This window comes from Halomonas sp. BMC6 (assembly GCF_964204995.1).
GTDB lineage: Bacteria > Pseudomonadota > Gammaproteobacteria > Pseudomonadales > Halomonadaceae > Vreelandella.
Map to the genome: position 1 here is coordinate 3415369 of NZ_CAXNSH010000001.1, position 26743 is coordinate 3442111.

Annotated in this window: 21 protein-coding genes and 1 pseudogene; all 22 read right to left on the reverse strand. The window is 53.4% G+C overall.

Annotation, left to right across the window (positions count from 1 at the left end; all coding sequences use genetic code 11):
- Positions 1 to 10: 10 nt before the first annotated feature.
- Complete coding sequence (locus tag AB6K10_RS16565) at positions 11 to 1612, reverse strand: aldolase catalytic domain-containing protein (protein WP_368473625.1); 1602 nt, start codon at positions 1610 to 1612, stop codon at positions 11 to 13.
- 11 nt (positions 1613 to 1623) lie between these two features.
- Positions 1624 to 2397 (reverse strand): hypothetical protein, encoded by a 774-nt coding sequence (locus tag AB6K10_RS16570; protein WP_339119358.1) that lies wholly within the window; start codon positions 2395 to 2397, stop codon positions 1624 to 1626.
- Positions 2387 to 6379 (reverse strand): glycosyltransferase, encoded by a 3993-nt coding sequence (locus AB6K10_RS16575; protein ID WP_339119359.1) that lies wholly within the window; start codon positions 6377 to 6379, stop codon positions 2387 to 2389. The genes AB6K10_RS16570 and AB6K10_RS16575 overlap by 11 nt, the downstream gene beginning before the upstream one ends.
- Positions 6380 to 6484: 105 nt before the next feature.
- The gene (wecC, locus tag AB6K10_RS16580; RefSeq protein WP_339119360.1) at positions 6485 to 7765 is read right to left on the reverse strand and encodes a UDP-N-acetyl-D-mannosamine dehydrogenase; all 1281 of its coding nucleotides are present in this window, start codon (positions 7763 to 7765) and stop codon (positions 6485 to 6487) included.
- Positions 7766 to 7920: 155 nt separating this feature from the next.
- Entirely contained in the window at positions 7921 to 9036 is a 1116-nt protein-coding gene (gene wecB / locus AB6K10_RS16585) for a non-hydrolyzing UDP-N-acetylglucosamine 2-epimerase (RefSeq protein WP_339119361.1), read from the reverse strand.
- Between the two features lie 20 nt (positions 9037 to 9056).
- Positions 9057 to 9350, reverse strand: coding sequence for a hypothetical protein (locus tag AB6K10_RS16590; protein WP_339119362.1), 294 nt, complete (start codon positions 9348 to 9350; stop codon positions 9057 to 9059).
- A gap of 48 nt (positions 9351 to 9398) precedes the next feature.
- On the reverse strand, positions 9399 to 10325 hold the full coding sequence (locus AB6K10_RS16595; protein ID WP_339119363.1) for a hypothetical protein: 927 nt from the start codon (positions 10323 to 10325) through the stop codon (positions 9399 to 9401).
- A gap of 46 nt (positions 10326 to 10371) precedes the next feature.
- On the reverse strand, positions 10372 to 12027 hold the full coding sequence (locus AB6K10_RS16600) for a hypothetical protein (protein WP_339119364.1): 1656 nt from the start codon (positions 12025 to 12027) through the stop codon (positions 10372 to 10374).
- 41 nt (positions 12028 to 12068) lie between these two features.
- The gene (rfbC, locus tag AB6K10_RS16605; protein ID WP_339119365.1) at positions 12069 to 12617 is read right to left on the reverse strand and encodes a dTDP-4-dehydrorhamnose 3,5-epimerase; all 549 of its coding nucleotides are present in this window, start codon (positions 12615 to 12617) and stop codon (positions 12069 to 12071) included.
- 85 nt (positions 12618 to 12702) lie between these two features.
- On the reverse strand, positions 12703 to 13605 hold the full coding sequence (rfbA, locus tag AB6K10_RS16610) for a glucose-1-phosphate thymidylyltransferase RfbA (protein ID WP_339119366.1): 903 nt from the start codon (positions 13603 to 13605) through the stop codon (positions 12703 to 12705).
- Between the two features lie 108 nt (positions 13606 to 13713).
- On the reverse strand, positions 13714 to 14631 hold the full coding sequence (gene rfbD, locus AB6K10_RS16615; protein WP_339119367.1) for a dTDP-4-dehydrorhamnose reductase: 918 nt from the start codon (positions 14629 to 14631) through the stop codon (positions 13714 to 13716).
- Between the two features lie 50 nt (positions 14632 to 14681).
- Positions 14682 to 15052: pseudogene (locus tag AB6K10_RS16620) on the reverse strand (GxxExxY protein).
- Positions 15053 to 15176: 124 nt separating this feature from the next.
- The gene (gene rfbB, locus AB6K10_RS16625) at positions 15177 to 16244 is read right to left on the reverse strand and encodes a dTDP-glucose 4,6-dehydratase (protein WP_339119368.1); all 1068 of its coding nucleotides are present in this window, start codon (positions 16242 to 16244) and stop codon (positions 15177 to 15179) included.
- 34 nt (positions 16245 to 16278) lie between these two features.
- Complete coding sequence (locus AB6K10_RS16630) at positions 16279 to 17151, reverse strand: ABC transporter ATP-binding protein (RefSeq protein WP_339119369.1); 873 nt, start codon at positions 17149 to 17151, stop codon at positions 16279 to 16281.
- Positions 17152 to 17244: 93 nt separating this feature from the next.
- Positions 17245 to 17595 (reverse strand): four helix bundle protein, encoded by a 351-nt coding sequence (locus tag AB6K10_RS16635; RefSeq protein WP_339119370.1) that lies wholly within the window; start codon positions 17593 to 17595, stop codon positions 17245 to 17247.
- Positions 17596 to 17738: 143 nt separating this feature from the next.
- The gene (locus AB6K10_RS16640) at positions 17739 to 19166 is read right to left on the reverse strand and encodes an MBL fold metallo-hydrolase (protein ID WP_339119371.1); all 1428 of its coding nucleotides are present in this window, start codon (positions 19164 to 19166) and stop codon (positions 17739 to 17741) included.
- Between the two features lie 228 nt (positions 19167 to 19394).
- Complete coding sequence (locus tag AB6K10_RS16645) at positions 19395 to 20495, reverse strand: chain-length determining protein (protein WP_339119372.1); 1101 nt, start codon at positions 20493 to 20495, stop codon at positions 19395 to 19397.
- Positions 20496 to 20498: 3 nt separating this feature from the next.
- Positions 20499 to 21308, reverse strand: a complete 810-nt coding sequence (locus AB6K10_RS16650) for an ABC transporter permease (RefSeq protein WP_339119373.1) — start codon at positions 21306 to 21308, stop codon at positions 20499 to 20501.
- 189 nt (positions 21309 to 21497) lie between these two features.
- On the reverse strand, positions 21498 to 23231 hold the full coding sequence (locus tag AB6K10_RS16655) for a polysaccharide biosynthesis/export family protein (protein WP_339119374.1): 1734 nt from the start codon (positions 23229 to 23231) through the stop codon (positions 21498 to 21500).
- The gene (locus tag AB6K10_RS16660) at positions 23231 to 23689 is read right to left on the reverse strand and encodes a DVU3141 family protein (RefSeq protein ID WP_339119375.1); all 459 of its coding nucleotides are present in this window, start codon (positions 23687 to 23689) and stop codon (positions 23231 to 23233) included. The genes AB6K10_RS16655 and AB6K10_RS16660 overlap by 1 nt, the downstream gene beginning before the upstream one ends.
- Positions 23690 to 23942: 253 nt before the next feature.
- Positions 23943 to 25202 carry an O-antigen ligase family protein gene (locus AB6K10_RS16665; protein ID WP_339119376.1) on the reverse strand — a complete coding sequence of 420 codons (1260 nt, stop codon included), beginning with the start codon at positions 25200 to 25202 and terminating at the stop codon, positions 23943 to 23945.
- Positions 25203 to 25354: 152 nt separating this feature from the next.
- Entirely contained in the window at positions 25355 to 26740 is a 1386-nt protein-coding gene (locus AB6K10_RS16670) for an undecaprenyl-phosphate glucose phosphotransferase (protein ID WP_339119377.1), read from the reverse strand.
- Positions 26741 to 26743: the final 3 nt, after the last annotated feature.

Sequence of the window (26743 nt, forward strand, 5' to 3'; positions counted from 1 at the left end):
TGCGAGCGCTTCAGAGCGCGTAGACCGATTCACTGTGCAGCCCGTAGCGGGTGGGGGTAATCGCCGTGATCGGCAGCGCCCCGTCGGCGGCCTGGTAGTGCTCCAGCAGCTGATGCATCTCACGGCTGCGCGGGTCATCGGCACCATAGCCGTCGAAGCCGGCCATCAGCAGGCGAGACGCCTGGCCGCTGGTGGCCACCGCCAGGGCATAGGCCACCACCAGCGAGGTGGGTGCCGTACAGTGCGTCTCGGCAAACGCAAAGCCATCCGCCTGGACGTTCAAGCCGAAGTCCAGTACCTCCTTGCCGCCCAGGGAGTCACGCACATCCGCCGGCAGCATGGAATAGGGGGTGATCAGCGGCTGGGGCAGTCGGGTATGGGCCTCACAGTCCGCCAGCAGGCGCACGGGGTGACAGGCCACCCGTAGGTCGATCAGTTCTGCCGCGATGGCGCTCTGAGTGTTGAGGGCCAATACCAGCGGTTTATGATCACGGATATAGCGCTCTAGCGCCCCACGGTGGCGGGCCACCCCCGGCCCGGTACCCAGCAGCAGCACCTCGCGCCCGGCAAAGCGCTCCCTGGGTGACCACTGCCCCTTGGGCTCGCCGCGATAGAAGTGGCGCGCCGCATCCAGGGTGTTGAGGCTGAACTTCTTGCCGCCCTCCACCCGCAGGTGCTCGATCACCGCCAGCACGTCTTCCTCGCTGTAGCGGGAGTCGCTGAGCATCTCCTGGATATAGGTGGGGTGGATGCCGTACTTGCCGGCCAGGTAGTAGTAGGGGTTGGTGCCCCAGCCGTAGTGGGCCTGCATGGGCTTGAAGTGCTCACGCAGCAGCGTCATCAAGGGCACCAGGTTGACCGCCTTGCCACGCCGCTCGGCGATCTCGATGGCCAGCTCCTCGGTGCGGGCATTGCCCGGCCCGCGGCCCATGCCGGTGACGGTGGAGTCCACCCAGGTTACGCCCTCATCCAGCGCCCGCAAGGTGTTGGAGAGCGCCAGGCCCAGGTTGTCATGGGTATGGATGCCCATGGGGCCTTTCCACTCGCTGCGGAACCACTGGATGATCTGCGCCGCCTGATCCGGGTTCATGCTACCCATGCTGTCGGCGAAGTAGAGCGCATCCATCGGGTAGGCCTTGGCCAAGCGGGCGAGCTCCTTCACTTCTTCTTCGGTGCGATCCGCCACCTGCATCAGGTTGAAACCGACCTGATAGCCACGCTCCTTGAGCCAGGTGACCGCCGGCAACGCCTTCTCGAACTCATGCACGTGGCAGGCGATACGCACCAGATCCACCGGCGAGTCCGCAGCCGCGTTGGGGAACAGACGCTCCAGCGCCTCCTGCTGGGGCACCTCCCCCACCAGCTCGTTGCCATTGACCATCACCCCCACGGTCAGGCCATCAGGAATGGTCAAGCTGCGGATAAACTCATCGGTAGTGAAGGCGCAGGGCCCCTGAAAGCCCTGGTTTTTCAGGGTACGGAAGCCCAACTCCACCACATCCACCCCTGCGGCCTGCATGGCCTCAAGGTATTGGTGGATCAGCTCGGGAGAAAAGTCCCAGGCATTGTAATAGCCGCCGTCGCGGAATGTGCAGTCAAGAAAAAATGACATCATTATCTTCCTTACACTTGAAAGTCATGTGAACTAATTACTTTAAGCCCCGAATCCATAAATTCCGGGTACTTAGAAGGGCTAACTCTAGATGAAGCATGCATAATTCTTGATGGATTCCACCTTTCTTTTCTAAAGCGTTTACCTTCAACCCACTCCACACCCGACAAAATCACTTCAATCGAGTTATTAGATGTTGCCAAATCAGAAAAGTGCGACGAACTGGGAAGGCAGCCCCCCCCCATCCTAGCAACGATCGCCTTGTAAATATCAATGCACTTTTCCGCAATTTCAATCTGGCAAAGCCTCTCCCCCGAAACAAATTTCAAGGCACTTAAAAAGAGTGCTGTCTTGAAAATATTGAGCGAGTATGACTCTTTATAAAACCCAAACTCAAAAATAGCACCAACATCTCTCTCCAGCACCTGAGAAATAGAATCCAAAGGTTCACCGGAAAACACTAACCAGTGCCACCTAGATGTGACGAGAGAAATAAATAGCTGAAACTCATCCTCTCTTACATTCTTTAAATTTAGATCGCAGCCAGACAGGATTTTAAGCCTTTCCTCAAGAGAAGTTAATAGCTTATCATACAACGCAAAATGGCAGTTTTCCTTTTGATTTGTCTCGATAAGCTTATAAGTGTACACAGTCAGAGTTGAAGAGCCCACTTCTAAACTGAAGTCCGACTCTAATATCTCGCCGCAAATGTCACGCACCTCGTCTTCACGCAGACTCCTCTTAGAATTAAACACATGCTTTTTATAAAGCTCATCAGCGTTCATAAACCCGCCCTCTCATCTTTACAGCCCGAGCACAAAAAATCAGAAGATTGCTTAATTTCTTAGATACGCCATCAAAACCATAACGCTCAGAAACCAGAGCTCGCTTTTCGACAATTTTCTTTTTCGCCAGCTCTCTGTCTAAGCCATAAAATTCATCAATCAAAAGCACGGCATCTTCGGAACAGCCAACACACCACTCACTAGAATAAATTCTTCCACTTTCTTCCCAAGGCCAAATCAAAGGATAACAGCCAGAAAGGACTCCATCCGCTACTGCATAGTGAAACGATTCAAAGTCACTAGGTGAAAGTATATAGTCTACGCTTTCATACCATAGAGGCATATCGTTCCCCCAGGGCACAAAGCTTACCCTACCTTTTATGAGGGGTTCCTCATTTATTTTATCGTAGCAAGCATTGTAGTAATCCAACTCTGGAGAGCGGCTTGCCGAATGCATAAATTCATATTCTTCAGGCCGTGGCCCTTTGATAACCAACTCTGCATCATATCCTTTTTTTCTCAGCGCCAGAAGAAGGTCAATAGCTCGATCGAAGCGTTTCCTTTGCGGTACGATACCAACCATTCCAAGCACTATCTTTTCATTTTTCCCGGCGAGTCTTTTTTCCGAAATCGTAAATTCGTCATCAAAAACAAAATTTGGTATGTGGACAGATTTATCGCTCTCCCAACCAAACATTCTTTCAGCTTCTTGCCTCACGCGCTCGCTTACGACAATAAACTTGGAAACATTGGCTTGCTCAATTTTATTCCCGAATTTTTTAGCCCTAGGGTTAATTTCTTGGAGATGAATCCTAACGAAAAGGGGCTTCGCGTCCGTATTGTGGGCAGAGTACCAAACTGAATTCGCCAGGCCCCACTCACAGAAAATCTTATCGGCCCAAACCAAGAATTTCTTACTTCTTTTTTCGTTCCCCGGACTTCCCCACTCCCATTCATCGAACCTGACTTTCGCCCCTTTCGACTTCAAGTAGCTGTAGTAAGCGTCAATGAATTTTCTATCATGACCTGCAAAAACTATCTTTTCACCACCGAACTCGTCCCCACTATTAATGACCTTACTGACTTTTCCAGCAGCAGTTGTCATTGAGTGGTCTTTGATAACTTTCTCAGCAACGATCGAGGTGTCAAAAGAGTCTAGAGCTTTTGCGTTAACTATCAGCGTCTCCAGATCTTCGAAAGATGACACGAAAAACGGATAGTCTTTCCCTAATAGGTTCTCATGTATCTTGCTAGGATAATTAATCGCACGGGCACCACAAGCTACGGCTTCGACTAGCTTAGTAGAAAGCTCAAGTACAGACTCCTCTAGCTCCTTTGGCCGATAGCACCATACGAAGTCTGCTGCGGCAAGGTATTCCAGCACTTCTTCTCTCGGCAGGCCTGGTATATGGTAAACACCCAACTCTTTAAACCTCTTATTTATTAAGCCTCTAAACTCTCTTCCTTGAGCACCTGGAGCCGATATTTTATTAGCAATCACGGTAAGCCTTACATTATAACCTTTGGATTTTAGCTTTTCGGTCCAATCGAGCAGCTCCACAACCCCCCATGCCGGGGTTATCTTTCCAGCATAGATAATATTTATTTCGCTTTCTTCAATAGGCTTGGGGCGCCTAAAGCCAATATCAGGCAAAGGAGGGGGGATAAGCGTTGTATTAATCTCAAACCCAGAGAGTTCTTTAAGCTTTTTCTCAATTTCAGATGTTTGAACAAAAAAACCATGAACCTGCCTAGCAATTTGCTTAACGGCTTGCTCTTGAGCATCCGTTATTGTCAGCTCGTTATTATCGTAACTGTAAAAATCCGTAAGGTAGGCAAATGACCGATACTTGAACTGTCTCGTGCTATGTAACTCTACTGCAGCTGACAACCCCCGCACCACAACATTCTTGATAGATGGAATATAGTTATCTAAGACGCGCAAACACTGGATGGATTGCGACACATCCAGAGTAACAGAGCCCTCACCCATGAAGTCAGAGGGCTGAAGAATAATTAAATTATCGACAGCATTTAAAGAGTCGAATATCTGAAAGTTCCGCACATCCTCCTTGATTAAAAGAATGGTTTTCTGCTGCGATGCCAGAATTTTTGCCATCGATGATAGCCATATTGAAGATCCATCAATTACATTCAGCGTAATATCGGCATACAACAAGCTTTCTGTATCCAGCAGTGATGGAGAGTCCATCAAAAAGTGTTGTAGAGAATCTTCAATACTGCTACTTGTAGTAGTTTCAACCCTTTTATTTTCAATAAAAACCTTCTCTCCTGCCCTACAGCCAAACTTCAGCAAAGCAAAAGATACCTTTACCTCCCCCTCATCGTTTTTAAACTCAAAAAACCTTCCTTTTGTCTCATTAGGATAAAGATACTTAAACCAATGACCGAAGGCATCAGACCACAAATATCCATATGTTGAAAGATCAAGCACATCGCCTGATGCGCCTTTGGCTTCAACCAAAATAACTGACTTCCTTCCCTTTACACCTTTGCCTACCACCTCACCAGAAAGAGAAAGCACCTCTCCCTCATCTAGGCAATGGCTCTCCCACTTAACTTCTTCTGGAAGCTCTTCAACACTATTTTTCTCGACCTTAGGTGCAGCAACAGCCTTAGCAGATGCTTTTGGTTCCGCTTTCGACTTTGGTTCTGACTGAATCGGCTGGGCTTGCGTCTCAACCACCGCCTTCTGCACCGCTGCACTCCCCTCCCCCTTCAGCGCCCTTACCATCGGCTCGGTATGCTTGGCGAACAACAGTTCGGTCGACGGCTTCGGCACAGGCAACTTCAGTGACCCCTGAAGAGATTCAACCAAACTGCTGGCATTATCAGCGTTAAAACTCACGACCCCTTTGTGTTTCTTTGCATACTCTGCCAAGGGTGCCACATCAGAGAGAACTAGGCGCTTACTGTAAGAAAGCGCTTCTGCCGCTTTAATTGGCGGCACAATGTTACAAACGGCCAGCGGCTTGCGGGGAATCACGACTGCATCCAGTAATGCGTAGTAATCACCTACCTGTTCATGGGGTACTCGCCCTACTTGTATCAACCATGGTGTGCTGCCTGCTTCTTTGGCTACGCTATGCTCGCCTACTACTTTGGTGATCGGCTGCTCGTCACCTACCAACAGCAGCTTGATTTTTTCCCCTTGGCCTACCAACTGGGCACAGGCTTCCAGCAACACTTCTAGCCCTTCATAGGCGCTAAAGCTGCCAATGTAGCCTACTACTTTGTCGCCCTCTTCAATGCCTAGGCGTTTTTTCAAAGCTGGGTTGGCTGGTTTGATGTTGGGAAGCGCGGTCACGCCGTTAGGCACAATGGCAATGTTTTTAGCCTTTACACCGCGCTTTACCAGCTCTTCTTTCATAGGCTGGTTAAGGGTAAATACCTTTTGCGCCTGCTGCGCTACAAAGGCATCGAGCTCGGCTTCTTTTTGGAAGGCGGCGCTGTTTTCATACTCGGGTTCGCGGGCGGCTCGTGAAAGCTCCCAAAAACCGCGTACCTCATTATAGAACGGTAGGCCTAAACGCTTGGCGGCCACCCAGGCAGGCAGGCCCACTGCATGATTAGAGGCGGCCAATACCGCGCTGGGGCGGTATACCTTAAACAGCTCTATGTACTTATTGATGCTCTCTTCTAACAGCGGCTTGCCGTTTTTTGGGGTGGCATCACCTTTCCAGCGTGTATGAATGTAGCGCACGCCTTCAATGGTGGTTTCTGGTGCTACGTTGCTTTCAGCGTTTAGCTCCCACGGCCTGCCGGGGCGCACAAAGCAGAGTGTTTCAAACCCGTGCTGGTTAAGTGCGTGGGCAATGCCTTGGGTTCTAATCGCATAGCCGTTGCTGGCGTAACTTTGCCCATGGCTAACCATGTAGGCAATTCTTCCTTGAATGGGCGCATTGATTGGCTGCGCTGGGGTATCCGCAAGCTTAGAGGCGTATGAAAGCAACTCGTCCATGGGTTTCCGTTGGTGAAGTGTGAGTGGTGAGTGGTGAGTGGTGAGTGGTGAGTGGTGAGTGGGATGATTGTGCTGCTCATCACCCCCTCACTGTTACGATAGGCTTTAGCCCAGTAAGCCTACGGCGTCGATGACGCTCTCTTTTTCACGCACTTTTGCGACGTTTTTGATAAACGGTTTGTGCTTCACGAGTACACACACAACGTCTGCTTGTGTCAGCGCTTCTTCCAGGGTTTTTAGTTCTACATTGGGGTGTTGCAGTGTTTTAGGCAGGGCTTCAATGTTTGGCTCTACTACCTGTAAACGGCAGCCCAGGGCGGCTACTTGTTCTGCAATGCCCAAGGCCGGGCTTTCGCGCAGGTCGTCGATATCGGGTTTGAAAGCAACGCCTAAGCACGCCACAGTGAGGTCGCTACGGCGGGCATCGGGGTGTTGTTGGTGGTAAACATCAAGCGCTTCTTTTACGCGGCCCAGCACCCACTGGGGTTTGGCATCATTGACTTCACGCGCAGCGCGTACAATTTTGGCCTGTTCTGGGCAGGCATCCACAATAAACCAGGGGTCTACGGCGATGCAGTGGCCGCCTACGCCTGCGCCGGGGGTCAGAATATTCACCCGTGGGTGGCGGTTGGCCAACGCAATCAGTTCCCACACGTTAATGTCTAGCTCGTGGCAAATAGTGGAAAGCTCGTTGGCAAACGCAATGTTCACATCGCGGAAGCTGTTTTCGGTCAGTTTTGCCATTTCCGCCGTGCGGGCGGTGGTAGGCACGCACTCGCCTTCGACCACGATGCCATACAGGGCGCAGGCGGCTTCGGCGCACTTGGGGGTCATGCCGCCAATCACGCGGTCGTTTTCCACGAGCTCACGAATCACATGGCCGGGCAGTACGCGCTCTGGGCAGTGGGCAATGCGGATATCTGAAGCTTCGCCGTGAGTCTGCGGGAATGTGAGGTCCGGCCGTGCTTCTGCTAACCATGCTGCCATTTGCTCGGTGGCACCAATGGGGCTAGTAGATTCCAGCACCACAAGGTTGCCTGGCTGTAGTACGGGGGCAATAGATTTGGCAGCAGCTTCGATGTAGCTCAGATCGGCTTTGTGATTCTGGCCGTGTTCATCGGTATGGAACGGGGTGGGTACTGCCACCATAAAGGCGTCTGCGGGTTCAGGCTTCGTTGTGGCACGTAAGAAACCTTCAGTGACGGCGGCGTGCACGACCATGTCCAGCTCGGGCTCTACAATGTGGATCTGGCCGCTGTTAATAGTGTCTACGGCGTGCTGGTTAACATCCACACCAATGACTTTTTTCTTGCGTGACGCAAATACTGCCGCGGTAGGGAGACCAATATAGCCCAAACCGATCATGGAGATAGTATCGAGTTTCATTTTCATGCCCTTATAAAGAGTAAAATTAGTGCGCCACAGAAATCACTGACAACACGGATAAGTACTTATAAGGATAGATACTTATACAAATAGCTACTCTTTCATTTATCCGTGTCATCGGTGTTATTCCGTGGCATTAAAAGTTTGTTCGCGTATTACTTGGCTAAGACGTCGCGAATACGTTGGCAAGCGTTACCGTCGCCGTAGGGGTTGTGGGCGTAACTCATGGCGTCGTAGGCCTGCTCATCGGTTAGCAGCGTGTTGAGGGCGCTGGTGATAGCGGCTACATCGGTACCCACTAATTTCACGGTACCTGCTTCTACGGCTTCGGGGCGCTCAGTGGTATCGCGCATGACCAGCACGGGCTTGCCCAATGAGGGCGCTTCTTCTTGAATACCGCCAGAGTCCGTTAGGATGATGTGCGCTTGGTTCATTAAGTACACAAACGGCAGGTAGTCTTGCGGCTCTACCAAGTGCACGTTACCCACATCAGCCAGCAGCCGGTTCACCGGTTCGCACACATTGGGGTTCAGGTGTACTGGGTAGAGAATTTGCGTTTCGGGATGCGCTTTTGCGGTTTCCGCCAGGGCTTGGCAAATGCGTTCGAACCCGCCGCCAAAGCTTTCACGGCGGTGGCCGGTGACCAAAATCAGCTTTTTGCTGGCATCTAGCATGGGGAAACGTTTGGCTTGTTCTGCAGCTAGTTCCGGCTGGTTCTTGAGTTTTGCAACCACTTCCAGCAGCGCATCAATCACCGTATTGCCCGTTACGTGAATGGTGGTGGGGTCAATACCTTCTTCTAGCAGGTTTTGCTTGGAGGTATTGGTGGGGGCAAAATGCACGGCGGCCAATGCACCGGTTAACTTACGGTTGCCCTCTTCCGGCCAGGGTGAGTACAGGTTGCCCGTGCGCAGGCCAGCTTCTACATGGCCTACGGGAATTTGCTGGTAGTAGCACGCTAGCGTTGTGGCAAAGGTAGTGGCCGTATCACCGTGTACTAACACAATATCCGGCTTGAACTCTTCCAAAACACTCTTTAACCCTTGCAAAATACCGCAGGTCACATCATTGAGGTCTTGCCCCGGCTTCATGAGGTTGAGGTCGTATTCGGGGGTTAGCTCAAATAGCGACAGCACCTGATCCAGCATTTCGCGGTGTTGGGCCGTAACACACACTTTCGCTTCAAAACGATCATCTTCCGCTAACTGTAATGCTAGCGGGGCCATCTTGATGGCTTCAGGGCGTGTACCAAACACGGTTAAAACTTTCATCGGTGTTCCCTATTCCTTGCCTATGGCGTGGCGGTTTCTAACAGTTGGTATTCCAGTTCTTGGCAGCGGCGATAGTAATGCTCTAATAAGCCCTGCGTCTCTTTTAGCTGTCTCGATTCGGCAGGCGAGCCTGGAAGTACTGGCTCATTTCGCTGTTTTCGGTTAATACGCTGTTGGCACAAAGCAATATTAGCGCTAAAAAAGCGGCTATCATAAAGCTTAGCCGCCTGTTGGTACAGGTTTAAGGCTTCTTGATAACTGCCTTCCCGGAAATATTTTGCAGCGTTAGCAACAATTCGTTGTGTCACATCCATGCTCTCAAACTCTCAGTCACTAATATCAGTTACTTATAACGGTGTTCATTACTGGTCTACGGTGCGGCGTGTTATATGCTGGCCTAACGCATTAGCAGCCTCTTTAATAAAGCCATGCTGCTCTTCAAACTTTTTATTTATATCTTTATGCAGTTGTTCTACTGCTGTTTGAAGTGCTTGCTGCTGCGCGAGCTTTTCTTGCAACACTGTTAGCTGCGCTGTTTGCTCGGCCTGTTGCGCTTGCAGTGCTTCGTAGCTCTGCTTTAGCTGTTCGTGCTGGGCGGAAAGGGTTTGATGCTCTGCTTGGCTGGTTTCGATGGTGGCTTGCGCTACTTTTAGCTGTTTGGCCAACTTGGCTGCGCGCCGCGCCTGTTCTTGCCAGCGTTCATAAAATGGGTGGCGGCTTAACTGTAGCAAGGGCAGGTCGGGGTCCTCATCATGGGTAACGTGCAGCTCAAACCCTTGCTCTTGGCACCAGTTCAGTATTTCTTCTGCCGTGGGCATGCCTTGGTAAAGCGGCACGGCCCCTACCCTTAGCCATAGCTGGCTAAGCTGTTGATAGCTGGGCAGTGATGCCAAGGCTTGTAGCAGGGGCCACACCAGTTCTGGCTGCTCAATCACCAGCACGCTTGGCGGGCGGGCCTGCTGCTCGTTCAATAGGGCTTCTACCCCTACCAGCGGCTGGGGGCTACTTTCAATGAGCTCTAACCCTGGGTAAAGGGTATAAAGCCCAGACGCTGGCTGGCTGGCGTTGAATTCCGGCAGGTTAAATTCGTAGTACGGGTGCTCGCCATTGGCTTCCGCTACTTTGTTAACCTGTTGCGTAGCCTGGGGGAAGATAGCGCGCACCTCTTCCCACTGTTCACTGTTAGCCGTTGGGGTAACGAATAACGCCTGCTCTGCTGAGTGAAAAGGCTCTAGCAGAGGAAGCGTTTCGGGCCTTAGTGGCCCTATATAGAGTAAGTGGTGGCTCATGGTCGCTCGCTTTTAGGCGTGGGCAGGTAAAGAAGAGGCGTTGCGCTTAGTGCTGCACAGGGGCAGGCAACTGTTGGCGCGGCTGAGTGGGAAAACGCTCTTCATGCTGGCCATAGCGCAGGTAATGGAGCAGTGGGTTTTGGCCGGAAATGGCGACATCCGGGTATTCACACAGGTAGAAGTAAGTATCAAATTTGTCGCTGGGGTTGCGCCCTTCAATGGCACCAAATTTGATGTAGTGCTCGGCGGGTTCAATCCCTGCGGTTTTTACATCGGGATACTGTTCACAGTACCACTGGGCATCGAAGAAGCCGCTTTCTTTGATCATGGCGAGCTGTTTTGGCAGCGCTCGCTTAAAGGGGCGGCTGTAGCGGTAGGCCGCCGCCGCGTTGCGGTGCCCGCTTACCCGCAGCCACTGGGTAATGCTTTCGTATTGGTGCTTCATCAACTGCTGTTCTTGCTTAAGCACATTGATGGTTTTTTGGCGGCTATCCGCCTGTTTTTTAAAGTGATGGGCGTTTTCGGTATTTTTCACCAGCTGCTCTTGGGTTTCGTGGAGCTGCTCAATCACTAGCGCCTGCTCTTGCAGCAGTTGCTCTTGCTTGTGCTGTGCTTTTTGCTGGGCACTGGCTGCTGCTTGCTCTGCTTTTTCTAAGGCTTCTTGGTGCGACTTAGTGAGTGCCCGCTCTTTTTGCTCGGCTTGCTTGCTTAGTGTTTGATAGGCGGTTTGCTGTGCTTGGTTGGCTAAGATGTTTTCTTCCAGTGCTTCTTGCACGGTCATTAGCTGTTCTAACAGCGCGGCGTTTTCTTGCTCAATGCTGTGCGTGTGGTCTTGCAGCTTGACGTGTTCGCGGCTCTGTTTCGCACTGGCTTCTTGGGCTTGCGTTAGCTGTTCGCTCAGGGTGTCTTTTGTTTTTTCGGTTTCAAGCAGCTGGGCGCTTTTTTCTGAGAGGCGTTCTGTCGTTTCTTTTAGCTGTTTCTGGTGCGCTTCGTTCTGCGCCTGTGCTTCTTTGTGCTGTTGCTGCAGCTTTGTTAGCTGCTCTGTGAGCTTGGCGTTTTCTTGCTGTGCTTGGTTTAGCTCACTGTGTTGGGTATCGCGCTGTTGGTGCTCTTGCGCTAGGTAGTGAAGGCTTTGCTCTACCGCTTCTACTGCAGGCAGTTGCCATGCCGCTGCATGGGCACTGCTGGCTTTTAAATAGCAGTAGGCTTGCTGCAGCAGGCTGTCTTCTTGGGTGAGCTGGTGGGCCATTAAGCGGTAAATGGGCGCAATGCCGTTCAGCGTGAGCTGTGCCACTAGGGGTAGCTCAGCCACGGTAGTGGCATTGGGAACATAGCCTTCTAGCGTTACTTGGCGGCGCTTGCGCTTATAGAGCTTTTGAATTAGGTCGGCTTGATGGCTCCACTGCCAGAGTGCTTCTTTAGGGCGGCTGCCTTGCTGCAGGCTGGCGGCTAACCAGGCGCTGGGGTGCGGCCATGCCAGCGTACAGCTACGCTCAGCATCGGCTTTTAGCCAGTGTTCTAGTGCGGCCAGCGCTACTTCTGTCATGGTAGAAAGAAGTAGTTGGGGCTGCCCTTCGGTGCCGTTCAGTGGTTGCCCGGTGGCTATGTCGCTTAAGGTAACGCCTTGAAGGGGTGATTCTTGGGCGTCTTTCTTTAGCTCATCGCGAAAGTGTTCTGTTCCGATATATACGGCTAACGACATGGTCTGGGCAGCTCCATTCACTTCTTTAGTAGTCATTTGGTTTACTTAAAATAGGGGGCGTCGTTCACGCTAAGGCCTTGCGCATCTTTAGCGGAGAGGATGGGCGGCTGTTGGTTCACGAGTGGCCATGTGATGGCGAGGGCTGGGTCATCCCAACGTACCGAGACTTCATCGCCTGGGGCGTAGTAGTCGGTGCACTTGTATTGGAACTCTGCTTCTTCACTGGTGACGTAGAAACCGTGGGCAAAGCCCGGTGGTACCCATAGCATTTGTTTGTTTTCTGCACTTAAGTGCGCGCCTACCCACTGGCCGAAAGTGGCCGAGCTTTTGCGCATATCCACGGCCACATCGAACACTTCACCTTGCGTAACGCGCACAAGCTTGCCTTGGGGCTGTTGGTGTTGGTAGTGCAGCCCACGCAGTATGCCCTGCTTGGATTTGCTGTGGTTGTCTTGCACGAACTGATAGGGGCCGCAGTGTGTTTCAAATTCGCTTTGACGAAAGGTTTCCATGAAGAAACCGCGCTCATCCCCAAACACTTGCGGGGTCAGCAGCACCACATCAGGAATGGCGAGTTTTTCGTATTTCATCTTGTATCCTTTTGCCACGGATACTCACTGAAAACACGGATGAACATCGCCTTCTACTGTTTCGTTTTCCGTGTCTTCCGTGGCATCACGTTAGCTTCTGTGATTTCTGCTTGAGCAAGCGCTGGAGGTATTGGCCGTATTGGGTTTTGGCTAGGGGTTTGGCCAAGTGGGCTAGCTGTTCGCTGGTGATCCAGCCTTGCTGCCAGGCAATTTCTTCTAGGCAGGCAATTTTCAGGCCTTGGCGGTGCTCTATGGTTTGTACGTATTGGCTGGCTTCCAAGAGGCTATCGTGGGTGCCGGTGTCTAACCAAGCGAAGCCTCGGCCTAGGCGCTCTACGCGTAAATCGCCCCGCTGTAGGTAGGCGTTATTCACGCTGGTAATTTCTAGCTCGCCACGCTCAGAGGGCTTGACCTGTTTGGCGATCTCGACCACGTCGTTATCGTAGAAGTAGAGCCCGGTGACCGCGTAGGCGGACTTTGGCTTTTTGGGCTTCTCTTCTATTGAGATGGCTTTGCCTAATTCATCAAACTCCACCACGCCAAAACGTTCAGGGTCTTTGACTAAATAGCCAAATACGGTGGCACCGCTGGTGTGTGCGCTGGCTCGCTTTAGCTGATCAGAGAAGTGCTGGCCGTGGAAGATGTTGTCGCCTAGCACTAGGCATACCGGGCTTTCTCCGATGAAGTGCTCACCAATGATGAATGCCTGGGCTAAGCCATCGGGGTTGGGCTGTTCGGCGTATTCAAAGTGCAGGCCGAAATCTTCCCCGCTACCCAGTAGGTTTTGATATTGGGGCAAATCTTCGGGCGTGGAAATAATGAGAATTTCTCGGATGCCAGCCAGCATGAGCACCGAGATCGGGTAGTAGATCATCGGTTTGTCGTAAATAGGTAGCAGTTGCTTTGAAACGCCCCGAGTAATGGGGTGCAGGCGTGTGCCTGAGCCACCGGCAAGGATGATGCCTTTTCTGGGTGTGCTTTGACTCATTGGGGTCTCTTTATTCATTTTTAGCCACGGATACTCACTGATAGCACGGATGACATTAAAGGAGAAAATTAACAGAATTTTTTCCGTTTTTTCAGTGCTTTCCGTGGCTTAGTAATGCTCCAGATGCTCTTGAAGTGTTAGCGCTAGCTGGCTTTGCCAAGTAGGCAGGGTGATGCCTAATGCCCCCTCTAATTTACTCAGCGCTAAGCGTGAGTTTAACGGGCGCTTGGCGGGTGTTGGGTACTGGGCGGTGGCGATGCCTTGGGTGTTTTCAGGCGTAATGGCAAGCTCTACCTGCCGCTGGGCGGCCTGTTTAAAAATTTCACTGGCGAGGCCGTGCCAGCTGGTTTCGCCCTGCGTGGCTAGGTGGTAAACCCCTGATGACAGGTAAGGGGTGAGGGGTGAATGGCCAGGCGTGAGACGTGAGGCGTGAGGCGTAAAGGCTAACGCGGTGATTTGGGCGATTAGGCGTGCTGGCGTGGGCGCGCCTATTTGGTCGTTGACGATGTTGAGCGTTTCGCGCTTGTGGCCCAGGCGCAGCATGGTTTTCATAAAGTTGTTGCCACGGGCAGCGTATACCCAACTGGTGCGAAAAATCAGGTGGTGGGCACCGCTTTGCGTCACCGCTTCATCCCCTTCTAACTTGGTTTGCCCGTAGATGCTTAAGGGGCCAGTGGGGCTGTCCTCTTGCCACGGCGTTTCACCGCTGCCGGGGTAAACGTAGTCGGTTGAGTAGTGCACCAGCGCGATGCCGTGCTTAGCCGCGTATGCCGCTAGCTGTGCGGGTAGCTCAGCGTTCAGCCGCTTGGCTTGTTCCGGCTCGCTCTCGGCTTTGTCTACCGCGGTGTAGGCGGCGGCATTCAGAATCAATCCAGGTTGGTGCTGGGCAAGATAGTCGTCTACGGCTTGAGCATTGGTTAAATCGAGCGCCTGCCGTGTGGGGGCGAGGATAGTGCCCCATGGGGCAAACTGGCGTTGTAGTTCAAAACCTACTTGGCCATTACCGCCGGTGATAAAAATGTTCATGGTGAATCCTTTTTTGCCACGGACACTCACGGAAAACACGGATAAAAACATTAAACAACGACACGTTTGATAAGTGTTTTTGGAAATGTGAAATTAATGAGCAGTCCTACAGGTAAGTTAGTGGCACGAAGATAATTTATGAGTTGCGGTTCAGCGGCTGGAGGCAAGTTTTTCTGCGCTTTCAACTCTAGAATAATTTTACCTTCTACCAACAGATCGAGCCGGTGCTCCCCTACCAGGCACTGTTTGTAGTAGATATTGACAGGCTTTTCAGCCTCCACATATAGACCGGCAGATTGCAGCTCAATGAACAATGCTTTTGATAGATACTTTCCAGAAAACCGGGGCCGAGCTGCCTGCTGACTTCAAAGACAGCTCCCCTGATTCGATATGTTAGCGCTTCTTCCTTGAGCATGTGCATCTCTTGGTATTAACCACGGAAGCTCACTGAAAAGACGGATAAAGTTAAACCGGGTGATAAAAAAGCCTGTATTTTGGTTTTATCCGTGCTTTCCGTGAGTGTCCGTGGCAAAAAAGCAGTGGTTCTACAGGCTGCCGAGGCGTTGGCCTTGGTAGCTGCCGTCCTGGACGCGTTTCCACCAGGTTTCGTTGGCGAGGTACCATTCGACGGTTTTGCGCAGGCCGGTGTCGAAGGTTTCGGCGGGCTTCCAGCCGAGTTCGCGTTCGATCTTGCTGGCGTCGATGGCGTAGCGCACGTCGTGGCCTGGGCGGTCGGTCACGAAGGTGATCAAGTCTCGGTAGGCTTTTTCACTGGGCACCAGCTCTTGCAGCAGGTCGCAGAGGGTTTCGACGACCGTGAGGTTGGCTTTTTCGTTGTGCCCACCAATGTTGTAGGTTTCGCCTACTTGGCCTTCGATGGCCACTTTGATGAGGGCGTGGGCGTGGTCTTCTACGTAGAGCCAGTCGCGGATTTGTTGCCCGTTGCCGTATACCGGTAGGGGCTTGCCCGCGAGGGCATTCAAGATCATCAGCGGGATGAGCTTTTCCGGAAAATGGTAAGGGCCGTAGTTGTTCGAGCAGTTGGTGACCAGCGTGGGCAGCCCGTAGGTGCGCTGCCAAGCGCGTACTAGGTGGTCTGAGCTTGCCTTGCTGGCGGAGTAAGGCGAGCTGGGTGCGTAGGGTGTTGTCTCTGTGAAGAGATCGTCGGTGCCTTCTAAGTCACCGTATACTTCATCAGTGGAGATGTGGTGAAAGCGGAAGGCGTTTGCTTTGGTGGCGTTCGTTGCTTGAAGCGCTTTCCAATAAGCACGGGCGGCTTCCAGCAGTACCGCGGTGCCTACCACGTTGGTTTGGATAAACTCGGCGGGGCCGTCGATGGAACGGTCTACGTGGCTTTCGGCCGCTAGGTGCATCACGATATCGGGCTGGTGCTCATCAAACAGCCGCTGCATGGCGGGTGCATCGCAAATATCGGCCTGCACAAAGGTGTAGCGCTCACTGCTTTTTACCATGGCTAGCGATTCTAAATTGCCAGCATAGGTGAGCTTATCGACGTTGATCACACGGTGTTGAGTACTGTGGATGAGTTCGCGTACGACGGCTGAACCAATAAACCCTGCACCACCGGTAATTAAAAACGTTTTGCTGTGCATTGCTTCCTACTTTTGTGCGTGATGAGCGGCAAACTTAGCGAAGGGTTTCAAGATGCGCGCGGGCTTCTTTGGCCCGGCTGCCTGCTTCTTGCACGGCTTTCTTGGCGTCGGCGATCTCTTTTGTATCGCCCTGCTCTTTTGCATTCGCTAGGCGTTCTTGGGCGGCTTTTAAATCCGCATGGCAGGACTGTAGATACTGACGTGCGCCTTTGGGATCTTTAGGGAAGTCGGCGCTGCGCTTTTTCTGATCACTATCGACGTGATAAGCGGCGATGGCATCGTTAATATCGTCGTACCAGAAGGCTTGGCCTTTTTTGATGTAGAGCCCTGCTTGGCAAAGGTCTCTCAAAATACCTTCTGAGTGAGACACCATAATCAGCGATGACACACCTATTTTTGATTGAAACAGATTTTTGGCTTTTTCTTTAAATGCGCGGTCGCCTACGGCGGTGGCTTCGTCGGAAATATAGACGTCAAAATCAAAGGCGAGGGAAAGGCCAAATGAAATACGCGATTTCATGCCCGATGAGTAGGTGCGAATGGGCTCATCAAAGGCGGGGCCTATTTCGGCAAACTCTTCTACAAACTTAATAACGCGCTTTACTTCTTCCGGGCCACTGCCTTGCACACGGGCAACGAATTTGACGTTTTGTCGCCCGGTCATGTTGCCTTGCATTCCACCGGATAGCCCGACTGGCCATGAAACCCGGCTATGGCGGATCACTTCACCGCGCTCTGGTGAGTCCATACCGGCGATCAGACGCAACAGTGTAGATTTACCCGCACCGTTAGCACCAATCAAGCCTACGCTGACCCCTTGGGGAATGGTGACGTTGATATCCTTGAGCACCCAGTCGCTACCGTGATGGTTGTGGTAGCGCTTGTAGAGGTTCTTTATTTCAATCATTTGTTTGTGAATGGTGAGGGGTGAATAGTGAATGGTGAGGGGTGAATAGTGAATGGTAAGGGGTGAATGGGGCGTTCATGGGGGGCATTGATTTCACCGATTCTTTAAATGTTTGATTAAGCCGCCTAGCTGGGAAGAAGCTTGGTTAATAGATGCTAGTGCTAACGAAATATCTGTTAAGTAGTTAAGGCGCTGTGCGATGAGCAACTGCGTCTCTAATTCGCTAAGTGAGCCTTGGGATATGTAGAGAAAACGGATGAACTCTTGTGTGCTGCCCCGAGCGGCACCTTCGGCGATGTTACTAGGAACGGAGACTGCACTGCGCCGCATTTGGCTTGTTAAACCGAACTTCTCATCATCTGGGAAGGTTTTGGTGAGGGTGTACACTTGCTCGACAAGATCCATGCTCTGCTGCCACACCCTCAACTCCTGATGCTTCCTCATCCCACCTCCCAATACCCCTCACTACCACCACTCACCACTCACTATTCACCACTCACTATTCACCACTCACCATTCACCACTCACTATTCACCACTCACCATTCACCACTCACTATTCACCACTCACCATTCACCACTCACTATTCACCACTCACTATTCACCACTCTCACCCCCCTTCCTTTGCGGGCGTACATCGCTTCCAACTCACGTTTGAGCGCGCTGCGGGCGGTTTGTTCGCCGTGTACCAGATGAATGGTGTGGGGCCAGCGGCGCATGCGTTTGACGAAGTTGAGCAGGTCTTTTTGGTCGGCGTGGGCGGAGTAGCCGCTGATGGAGGTGACGCCTGCTTTGATATTAATTCGCTGGCCGTCTATTTCTACCCAACCGCCTTGGGGGCCGTACTGCTGTATGGCGCGGCCTGGGGTGCCTGCACCTTGGTAGCCGACGAACAGCACTTGGTGGCGTTCATCCCCTAGCATGGCTTTTAGGTAGTTCATGATGCGCCCGCCTGCGCACATGCCGCTGGCGGCGATCACCACGGCGGGGCGGCCTGTGTTGGCTAAATACGTTACCGTTTGCTCGTGGGCTTCGTGGCTTTCTACGGTGTAGAGGTTATCGAAGTTGAGCGGGTGGCGGCCGCTGCGTAGGCGGCGTTGGGCTTCGTTATCCCAGTAGGGTTTTAGCTGGCGGTATACCTGGGTAAAGCGGGCGGCGAGTGGTGAATCGACAATGATTTCTAACGCTTGCCACTGGCTTTTAGGTAACCCGCGTTTGGCATTGCGCTCGGCTTCATAAATGATGCCTTCCAGCTCGTAGAGTAGCTCTTGGGTGCGGCCTATGCTGAACGCGGGCACCATCACCGTGCCGCCGTTTGTGAGTGCTTGCTCGATGGCTTGTTTCAGCGTGGCGCGCCGCTGGCGGCGGTCGGGGTGTTGTCGGTCGCCGTAGGTGCTTTCGAGCACTAGCTGGTCGCAGCCGTAGGGGGATTTAGGCGCTGGGAGTAGCGGTGCGTAGGGGGCGCCTAAATCGCCACTGAAGATGACCCGTTCCTTTTCACCATTGGGGTACTGGTGGGCGACTTCTACGTAGCTTGAACCGAGAATGTGCCCTGCCCGCTTGAGCTTTACCCGCGTGGTGATATTGGCTTCTTCGGTTTTTTCGACCACGGTGTGCCATTTGCCGTAGGGCGCGCTGACAATTTGGCTTTTTAGCTGTTGCTGGAAACGCTCGATGAGCTGTGCGTTGCGGGTAAAGCCGATTTTTAGGGCATCTTCGATCACCAGGGGCAGCAGTTTGGCCGAGGGAATGGAGCAGAGAATCGGCCCTCTGAACCCGGCGGCCAGTAGGTACGGTAAGCGGCCTACATGGTCGATGTGTACGTGGGTGAGGACCAGCGCTTTGACGGTGCTGATATCGAATTCGATTTGTAGCTGTTCGAAGGCGTCTTCTGTCGCGTCTTCGCCTTGGAATAGCCCGCAGTCGATCAGCAGTGAATGTTCGCTATCGAGGGTGAGCTGGTGGCAGCTTCCCGTTACGCCCTTGGCTCCGCCGTAGTGGGTGATGTTGAGCATTGACTTCCTTTTCGTGCTTTTTGAGCGTGCTTTTTTAGCAATGAGGCGTTTTGGCGTGTGGTGGCTTTATCGGGGCGGCTGATGCCGCCATCCGCGGGTGCCTCTTTCGCTCGTTGCTCTCGCTCTTTCGTTACGCCGCGCTACGGGGTGGCGGCTCCCTACACCACTCACTACTCACCATTAACAACTCACCACTCACCACTCACCACTCACCACTCACCAACAACCCTAATCGCGGTGATCTTTGACGATCATGATGATCATGCTGAGGATGAACGCTAGGAAAATGGTGATGATGGCGAAGACGCTGCTGTTGTAAAGTCGGTTGGGCTCTGTGGGGTATTCCGGTAGTAAGGGGCTTTGCAGTACGCTAACTTGCTTGAGCTGACGGGCGGCTTCTAAGCGGGTGTTTTCAAGAGCCGCTAAGGCACTGGAGTAGGTTTCCTGAGCGAACTGGGCTTGCAGTTCTAGGGTTTCGTACTCGGCAGAGACGCGGTTGAGCGAGTTACCGGTAGCTTGAGCTAGACGGTCGCGCTGTTCAACGATTTGGTCACGTAGCGCTTCTATACTTCTTTCAACTTGGCGTAATTCTGCTGATTGCGAGCTTTGGAAGCTGGCTAAGGCATTACGTTGAGCCTGTAAGCGGGCGAGGTCGCCCTCTAGAGTAGCGACGACTTGGTTGATGCTTTCAACCGTCGCTGTCGGCGATACTAAACCGTACTCGTTTTGGAACTCGAGCAGTCGGGCACGAGTTTGCTCAAAGCGCTCTTCCAGCCGAACCATTTGCTGCTCTAAAAATCGTACCTGCTCATCTGCAAGACGGTGCCCCATCTCGTTCATGTGGTTTTCGCCAGCCTCGAGCAGCAATGCCGCCAAGTCTCTTGCAAATTCTGGCGTATAGCCTTGAACGCGAATATTCAACACCCCCGCGTACTCGTCTAGTTCTACCTCTACACGGCGCAGGTAATATTGGTGCAGGTCTTCAATGGGCACGTTCGGGTCGCGTAGTTTTGCGAAAAAGTCACCGTGTTCACTGTAGTGCTGCCGAATACCTAATTGCTCATCCAGCAGCCGCAGCATATCGACGGAGAGTAAATGCTCGCGTAGCAGTAGCAAGTCGTGGGTATTGCCGCTTCCCCCACCGCCTAGTAGCGACGCGAAGCTAATATCGGGCGTAGCTACCTGTGGGCTTTCTAAGACGACCGTAGCTCGGGAGACATAGCGCTCTTCTGCCCATACAAACCAGTAAAACGACACTAAACCAATCGCAATAAAGGCAACCGCCCAATGAGGAAATGCTTTTACGAAACGAACTAAAGAAGCGTACATGGATTATTTTGCCTTTAAACGGTCAACAAAGCGCAGGTGCATTACCAGTCCAACTGAAATTAGCGTGAGAGTAAATAGCCAGAAGTAGAGCATGCTTGTGCCATGAACCACTTTGTAGTTTTCAAAAAAACCTAGGCGTAATGTCTCTAACCCATGAGGGATAGGGTTTAACATTAAGTACTCCAGCAACCAGTGTGGCAGGCTATTTAACGGCATAATCACACCAGATAGGATAAGCAGCGGCAACGAGAGCATGCGCACGACTTTGCCTATTTCTGGCACGAGCGTTGCTGCTACCGAAGTGACTAACCCCAACCCTAACCCTAGGCTCCATAGCGAAAGCCATGCCGCCAATACGCGTATGGCGTTGTCAGGATACATATCCAACCCGAGCATCAGGCCACCGCCAATAAAAATCAGAAATACAAAGCTACGCAGCGCGCCTTCTAAAAAATTTCGTACTAGCACTGGATCTACTGGCTGAACTTGACGGTAGGCAAACAAGGATTTATTGGCATCTACCGCGCCCATGCCACGCATCATGCCTTCTCGTACTAACGCAAACCCCAGCAGGCCTGCGATGAGCCAAGGGATGAACTCAGCATTGACCACCAAGCGGTCGCCACGAATAAAGCTGCGAACACCAATCATGATGCCCACAAACGCGACTGGTTCAAACACCATCCAGAACCAGCCCATACGATCGCCCATGGTGCGCGACAGAGCTTCGCGCACAAACATGGCGTACCACACACTACGAGTGACTTGCCAAGGAGTGCGCGCCCCTTTCGGAGCGCTGTGTGTGTTATTCATGAGGCTGTTTCTTGTGAAAAGAACGTAAATGAAGGAACTGTTGATGATTAGGCTGCATTGATCAGGGCGGCTGGCGCCGCCTTCGCGGGTGCCTCTTTCGCTCGTTGCTCTCGCTCAGTCGTTACGCCGCGCTACGAGACACGGCTTACACCACTCACCACCTACTATTCACCAATCACTAATCACCCATCACAAATCCACCGCAACGCGGGTAGCGACGGCCACTTGGTAGAGGATTTGCGTGAGCGTGGCGGCCAGCTGCAGGTTGTGGGTGGGGGCTTCGGGCATGACGAGAATTTCATCCCCCGGGCGCAGCGGCGTGTTGCGGGCGTTTTCCACCGCGCCGTTTTGGCGAACCAGTAGGATGTGGTCGTCGTCGGCGCGCTGGGTGAAGCCTCCAGCGCTTTCGATGTAGTCGATCACGCTCATGCCGGGGCGGTATACCGCCGCTTGAGGCACCAGCACTTCACCACTGATGAGGATGGAGTCGCTGATTTCCGGAATGGTGATCACATCGCCATCTTGCAGGCGAATATCCGCAATGCGGTCGTTGTAGGCCACTACCAAGCGGCCGCTGGGCTCTAGCTCGCGGGCGCGCTGCACGAAGTTTTGAATCAGCTCGGCTTCTTGGGCACGAATTTGCGCTTCTTCGTTGGTACTGGATTGGGCGCTGAGGTAGGTGGTTTCCAGGCGGCGCAGGCTGTCTTCCATGGATTGCTGTTGCTGCTGCTTCACGCTTTCACGCTGTAGTGAAATGCTTTCCACGGCGGTCATGTTTTCCGGCACGGGGATGGCGTCCAGCAGTTCGCTCAAGCGGGCATCGCGGGGTAACGCAAAGCGGGATGGACCGTAGTAGCTGCCTTCAATTTCAACCACGATGGTTTCGCTGCGCTGGTCGGCGCTGAACGCCACTTCATCGCCGCTGCGAATGGTTTGGCTATAAAACTCGTTCAGCGGGAAGTATTGCGCCATGGGGCCGTCGGCACGATCGCCGCGCAGCAGTACGTGAGACACGCCGCTTCTTAAACGGGCAAGTTCCACCAGCTCGGCACCGCTTAGCTGATTGCCCACTAGCTCGTAGCGGTGTTCACGATGAACGTCGCCCACCACGGCAATGGCCGGGCCGCGCTCTTCCACTACGATGGTGTCGCCATCCTGAAACTGCGGACGCGCAATGCTGCCATTGATTAGAAAGTCGTAGAGATCCACCCTGGCCACGGTTTGATTGTTACGTACTACGCGGATTTGGCGATAGCTGCCCAAGTCTTGGTCGATACCCCCCGCTTGATCGAGGAAGTAAAGCACCGAATCATTTGGCGTGCCTGCAAAGCGGCCAGGGTTTTGCACGTAGCCAGTGACAAACACTGCCACGGGCTGCACGCCCTGCACGTTGGTATAGACCTGTACGTTTTCGGGGTATACCGAGGTGATGGCACCACGCACGCGGCTATCCACCTGCTGGCTGGTTTGGCCTTCTACATTCAGCGGGCCGGAGCCTGGGATGAAGATGTTGCCCTGGGCATCCACCGGTAGCACGCGGTCGAACTCGAACGCCCCCCAAGCACGCACGGTGATTTGGTCGCCGGGTTTGACTTGGTAATCGGCATTTAGGCCGTCCCCCATCGCCCCACGAAAGCCACCGGTAAAGAGGTTGGCCCCAAAGGGGGGCAGCGCATCGGGGTTTTGCTGGGGCTGATTCATCACCGGGCCATAGGTGCCGCTACGCCAGTCAGCGCGGGGAGTGTCGTTCACCGGAGGCTCTACCCGCTGCTGGCTGGCTTGGTCTTCCGGCAGAATGGTATTGGGTAGGCTTATGCTCTGCGCCAAGCTAACGCTGCTGGCAGTAGTGCCCAACAGGGCCAGTGATAACACCGCTACCGGGCGCGTGAGAGAAAGCCGTTTCATTACGCGTTGCAAGCTCATTAATAGCGCCCTTGTGTGGTTCCTGGGGAATGCGTCATTGGCGAGGTGAGTGACATCGCGCCCTGCTGGCTTTCTGGCAGCAGCATGCGCTGATTTACCCAGCCGTTGGGCGTTGCACAGGTAAGCGCTGTACGGGCGGCACCGCTGCCCTGCTCGATGACGCGCAGCTTACGGCACTCTCTACCGCTGGCGGCCAAATAGGGCGCATCTGCCACAATTTCGACGTTATCGCCCCAGGGACTTTGCACTAGGTTGAGTACGGCACCGGCAGGCGCTTGGGCAAGAAAGCCGTTGAGGTTTTCATCTTGCAGCGGCTTGGCGGAGTCGTTGCCGAGCACGTACTGCACCTGCTGTTGGTTGCCGCTGGGGTACGAGGCGCAGCCGCTAACGACGGCGACGCTCAATGCGGCCAACAGCATGCGAGCTGGCCGCGCAATGAAAATGGTGGAGTTTGACATGGTGATTTCCAATAAAAAGGCACGCTACCGCCCAGGGATTATAACGGGCGCATTCCCTTGCCCTACGCTGTGCGGATGAAATGTAATGAACCTGCGCTATTAAAAAGCACCCGGCATTGTAAGGGATTAACTGCTAAGGCTCTACGTTGACAAGGCTTGTACAGATAATTAATTCTATTTAGCCGTCAAGCAATCAACGGCTTACATAAAAAAATCGGCCCTATGGCCGATTTTTCATCTATCGATAAAACGATTAGTTAATGGTATCCGCCGGTTGGGCCGAGTAAATTCCCCAAAGCACCGCCAGCATGAAGGCATACATCATCACGCCGCTATTGTGCTCCAAGAACACTTGAGTCAAACCAAAGTCCATGAACGTCACGGGAAGCAGCACCCCGGCGGTGGCTACGGCTCGCGTGGCTAGGTGGTTAGCCTGCAAGTGGCGTGCAAAGAGACGCATAGGCACGAGATAAAGCGCCAGTAGCACGACCAGCCCCACTACCCCCCGCTTGGCGAACGCATCGATGAACTCGTTATGAGCATGCCCATACTGGGCGGCTTCGGCGCTGATGACCCCCGCCTCGCCGAAGTCGGCCATTGCTTGGGCGTAACCATTGCTCCCCCAGCCGGTGAGGGGTTTTTCTTGAATGAGCTGGGAAGCGCCGCGCCACATTTCGAACCGTGAGCCTACCGAGGTCGAGCGGTTTTCGCCGGAAACGTACAGTGCCACATCGCTAAAGGCTTGATGAACACGCTCTTGCACACCGATTTGCGGTACGGCATACACCGTTACCCCACCCAACACGACAGCCGCTAACGCTGCCGCCTTCAGTTTGGTCGAAAGCTGGGTGCCATAGGCCCGGTAGAGCACCAGTAGCACAATAGGGAACCCCACCCAGCCCCCACGACTACCTGAGAAGAGCGAGCCCAATACACCCCCTGCCGCCCCCGCTAGGAGCAGCGCTACCCAGATACCACGATGGCGCTGAATGACGGCCCATCCCAAGCCCGCCATGCACAATACGCCTAGCAGCATGCTGAGATTGCCAAACTGGATAACATGGGTATGGCCCTGGGCGCGCCCAACGCCTTCGACGAGCTTTTGCCAGCCACCCCAAGCTCCCGCGCTGATGCCACCCAGCGCTATGCCACTCCATAAATAGGCGAGCTTGGGTGGGTATCGCAGCACCCATAGCAGGGCGGGAATGGCCAGGATGAAACGGCTGGGCTTATCGAACCCTCGGCTGCCTTGGCCATCCCACCAGGCCTCCAGCATGCTGACCAACGCGTAGGCCACCAGCGCAGCGATGACCCAAAAATCGTGCTTGGTCAGCGCTGGCAGGCGGCGGGTGATAAGTAGCCCGCAACCAGCCAGAAAGAGAATGACTGCACCAATAGAGTAGCCACTAGGAAGGATGAGACAGACGGCAGTCAGAAGAAAAACCGCCATACTCGAGAGCTGACTGGGCAGCTCGGCGGTTTTGTTCGTGGCAGCGTGGGAAGGGTACGTCATTGAAATGCGGGTCCTGGCAACAGTGAAGCACGTTAGTCAGGCAAGCGCCTGAAAAGTGCCATACTATCACACCCCTACCACTCCCCACTCACGTGCTGATTCGCTACCACAAACGCGGATTCGTTTCATTTTCAACGACGTTGTAACTCCGTCTAATAAGCGTTTTTGTTGATGAAACCTTTGAAGACGGTGAGTACGATGATTTTCAAATCCAGCCAAAGCGACCAGTTGTCGATGTACCACAAATCGTACTCGACCCGCCGCTGCATCTTTTGCAGCGTATCGGTTTCTCCGCGCAGACCGTTGACCTGAGCCCAGCCGGTAATACCTGGCTTCACCTTATGACGGCGCATGTAAGACTCCACCAGTTCTTTGTACTGCTCGTTATGGGCCAGTGCGTGTGGACGTGGTCCGACGATGGACATGCGCCCTTGCAGCACGTTGTAAAACTGGGGCAACTCATCCAGTGAAGTGCGCCTTAAAAAGGCTCCGATCGGCGTGATGCGGCTATCGTTCTTTTTGGCTTGGGTCACTTGGCCAGCCTCTTCATGGTGAACACGCATCGAGCGAAATTTATACACCTTGAAGCGACGCCCGTTGGAGCCCTCACGGTGCTGTTTGAAGAGTATCGGTCCTGGTGAGGTGAGCTTGATAGCCAGCGCAATGCCCAGACACACCGGCAGAATCATGATCGAGATGAGGGTGCCAATGATGATGTCTTCACCACGTTTGACAAAGCGCGACATACCGCTCATGGGCGACACGCTCAGGTCGATCGCGTAATGCCCGGCTACTTCGCTCATGCGGTGGTTGAGCAGATGCATTTCTTCGAACGCTGGGATAAAACGCACTTCGGCGGTGTGGTTACGCAGCGCAAAAAACAGCGACCGTACGACGTGCCCCATCTCGAAGGGCACACAAATCCATACTTCGCGGGCATTCGAACGGCTGATGCGCCGGACGATGCGCTCGATGCACTCCTCGTTGACCTGTTCTTTGATACGCTCGACGCCAGCAATGGTATGCCCTTCCCAAGCGGCACTACGAATGCCCTCCGCTACGCCCAATACGTTAGTAGCCGGGCCTATCAGGAAGACCGGGCGCCGTGCACCGCCTCTCAGACGCACGTGCTGTAAGGCAAGCTGTACCAGTAACCGCGCCCCGCCTGCGACGAGAAACGAAACTGCGAGCGTCAAACCGATCCAGAGCCGAGAGTAACGGTTGGCAGCGTGAGCAAAGTAGATGAGTGACGCAGCCGTGATGCCGACAGCCACCCATACCAGCAGCAGTTTGCCTAACATCTGCCCGACGGGCGTAATACGCCAACGACGATAGCTACCGGACATGCTATTAATCACCAGCACCAGTAAACCGATGCAAATAAGCGCGAGCACGTAGCGCTCGTGCAGGTGAAATGAGCCAAACCGCATCCAGTGCGCTAACCAGCCACCCGCAAAAATCGCAAGTACATCAAAAAAGGGGAACACCACCTGAGGCGGGAAACGTTCTGAAAAAATAGACTGACTTTTTTTTGCCACTTT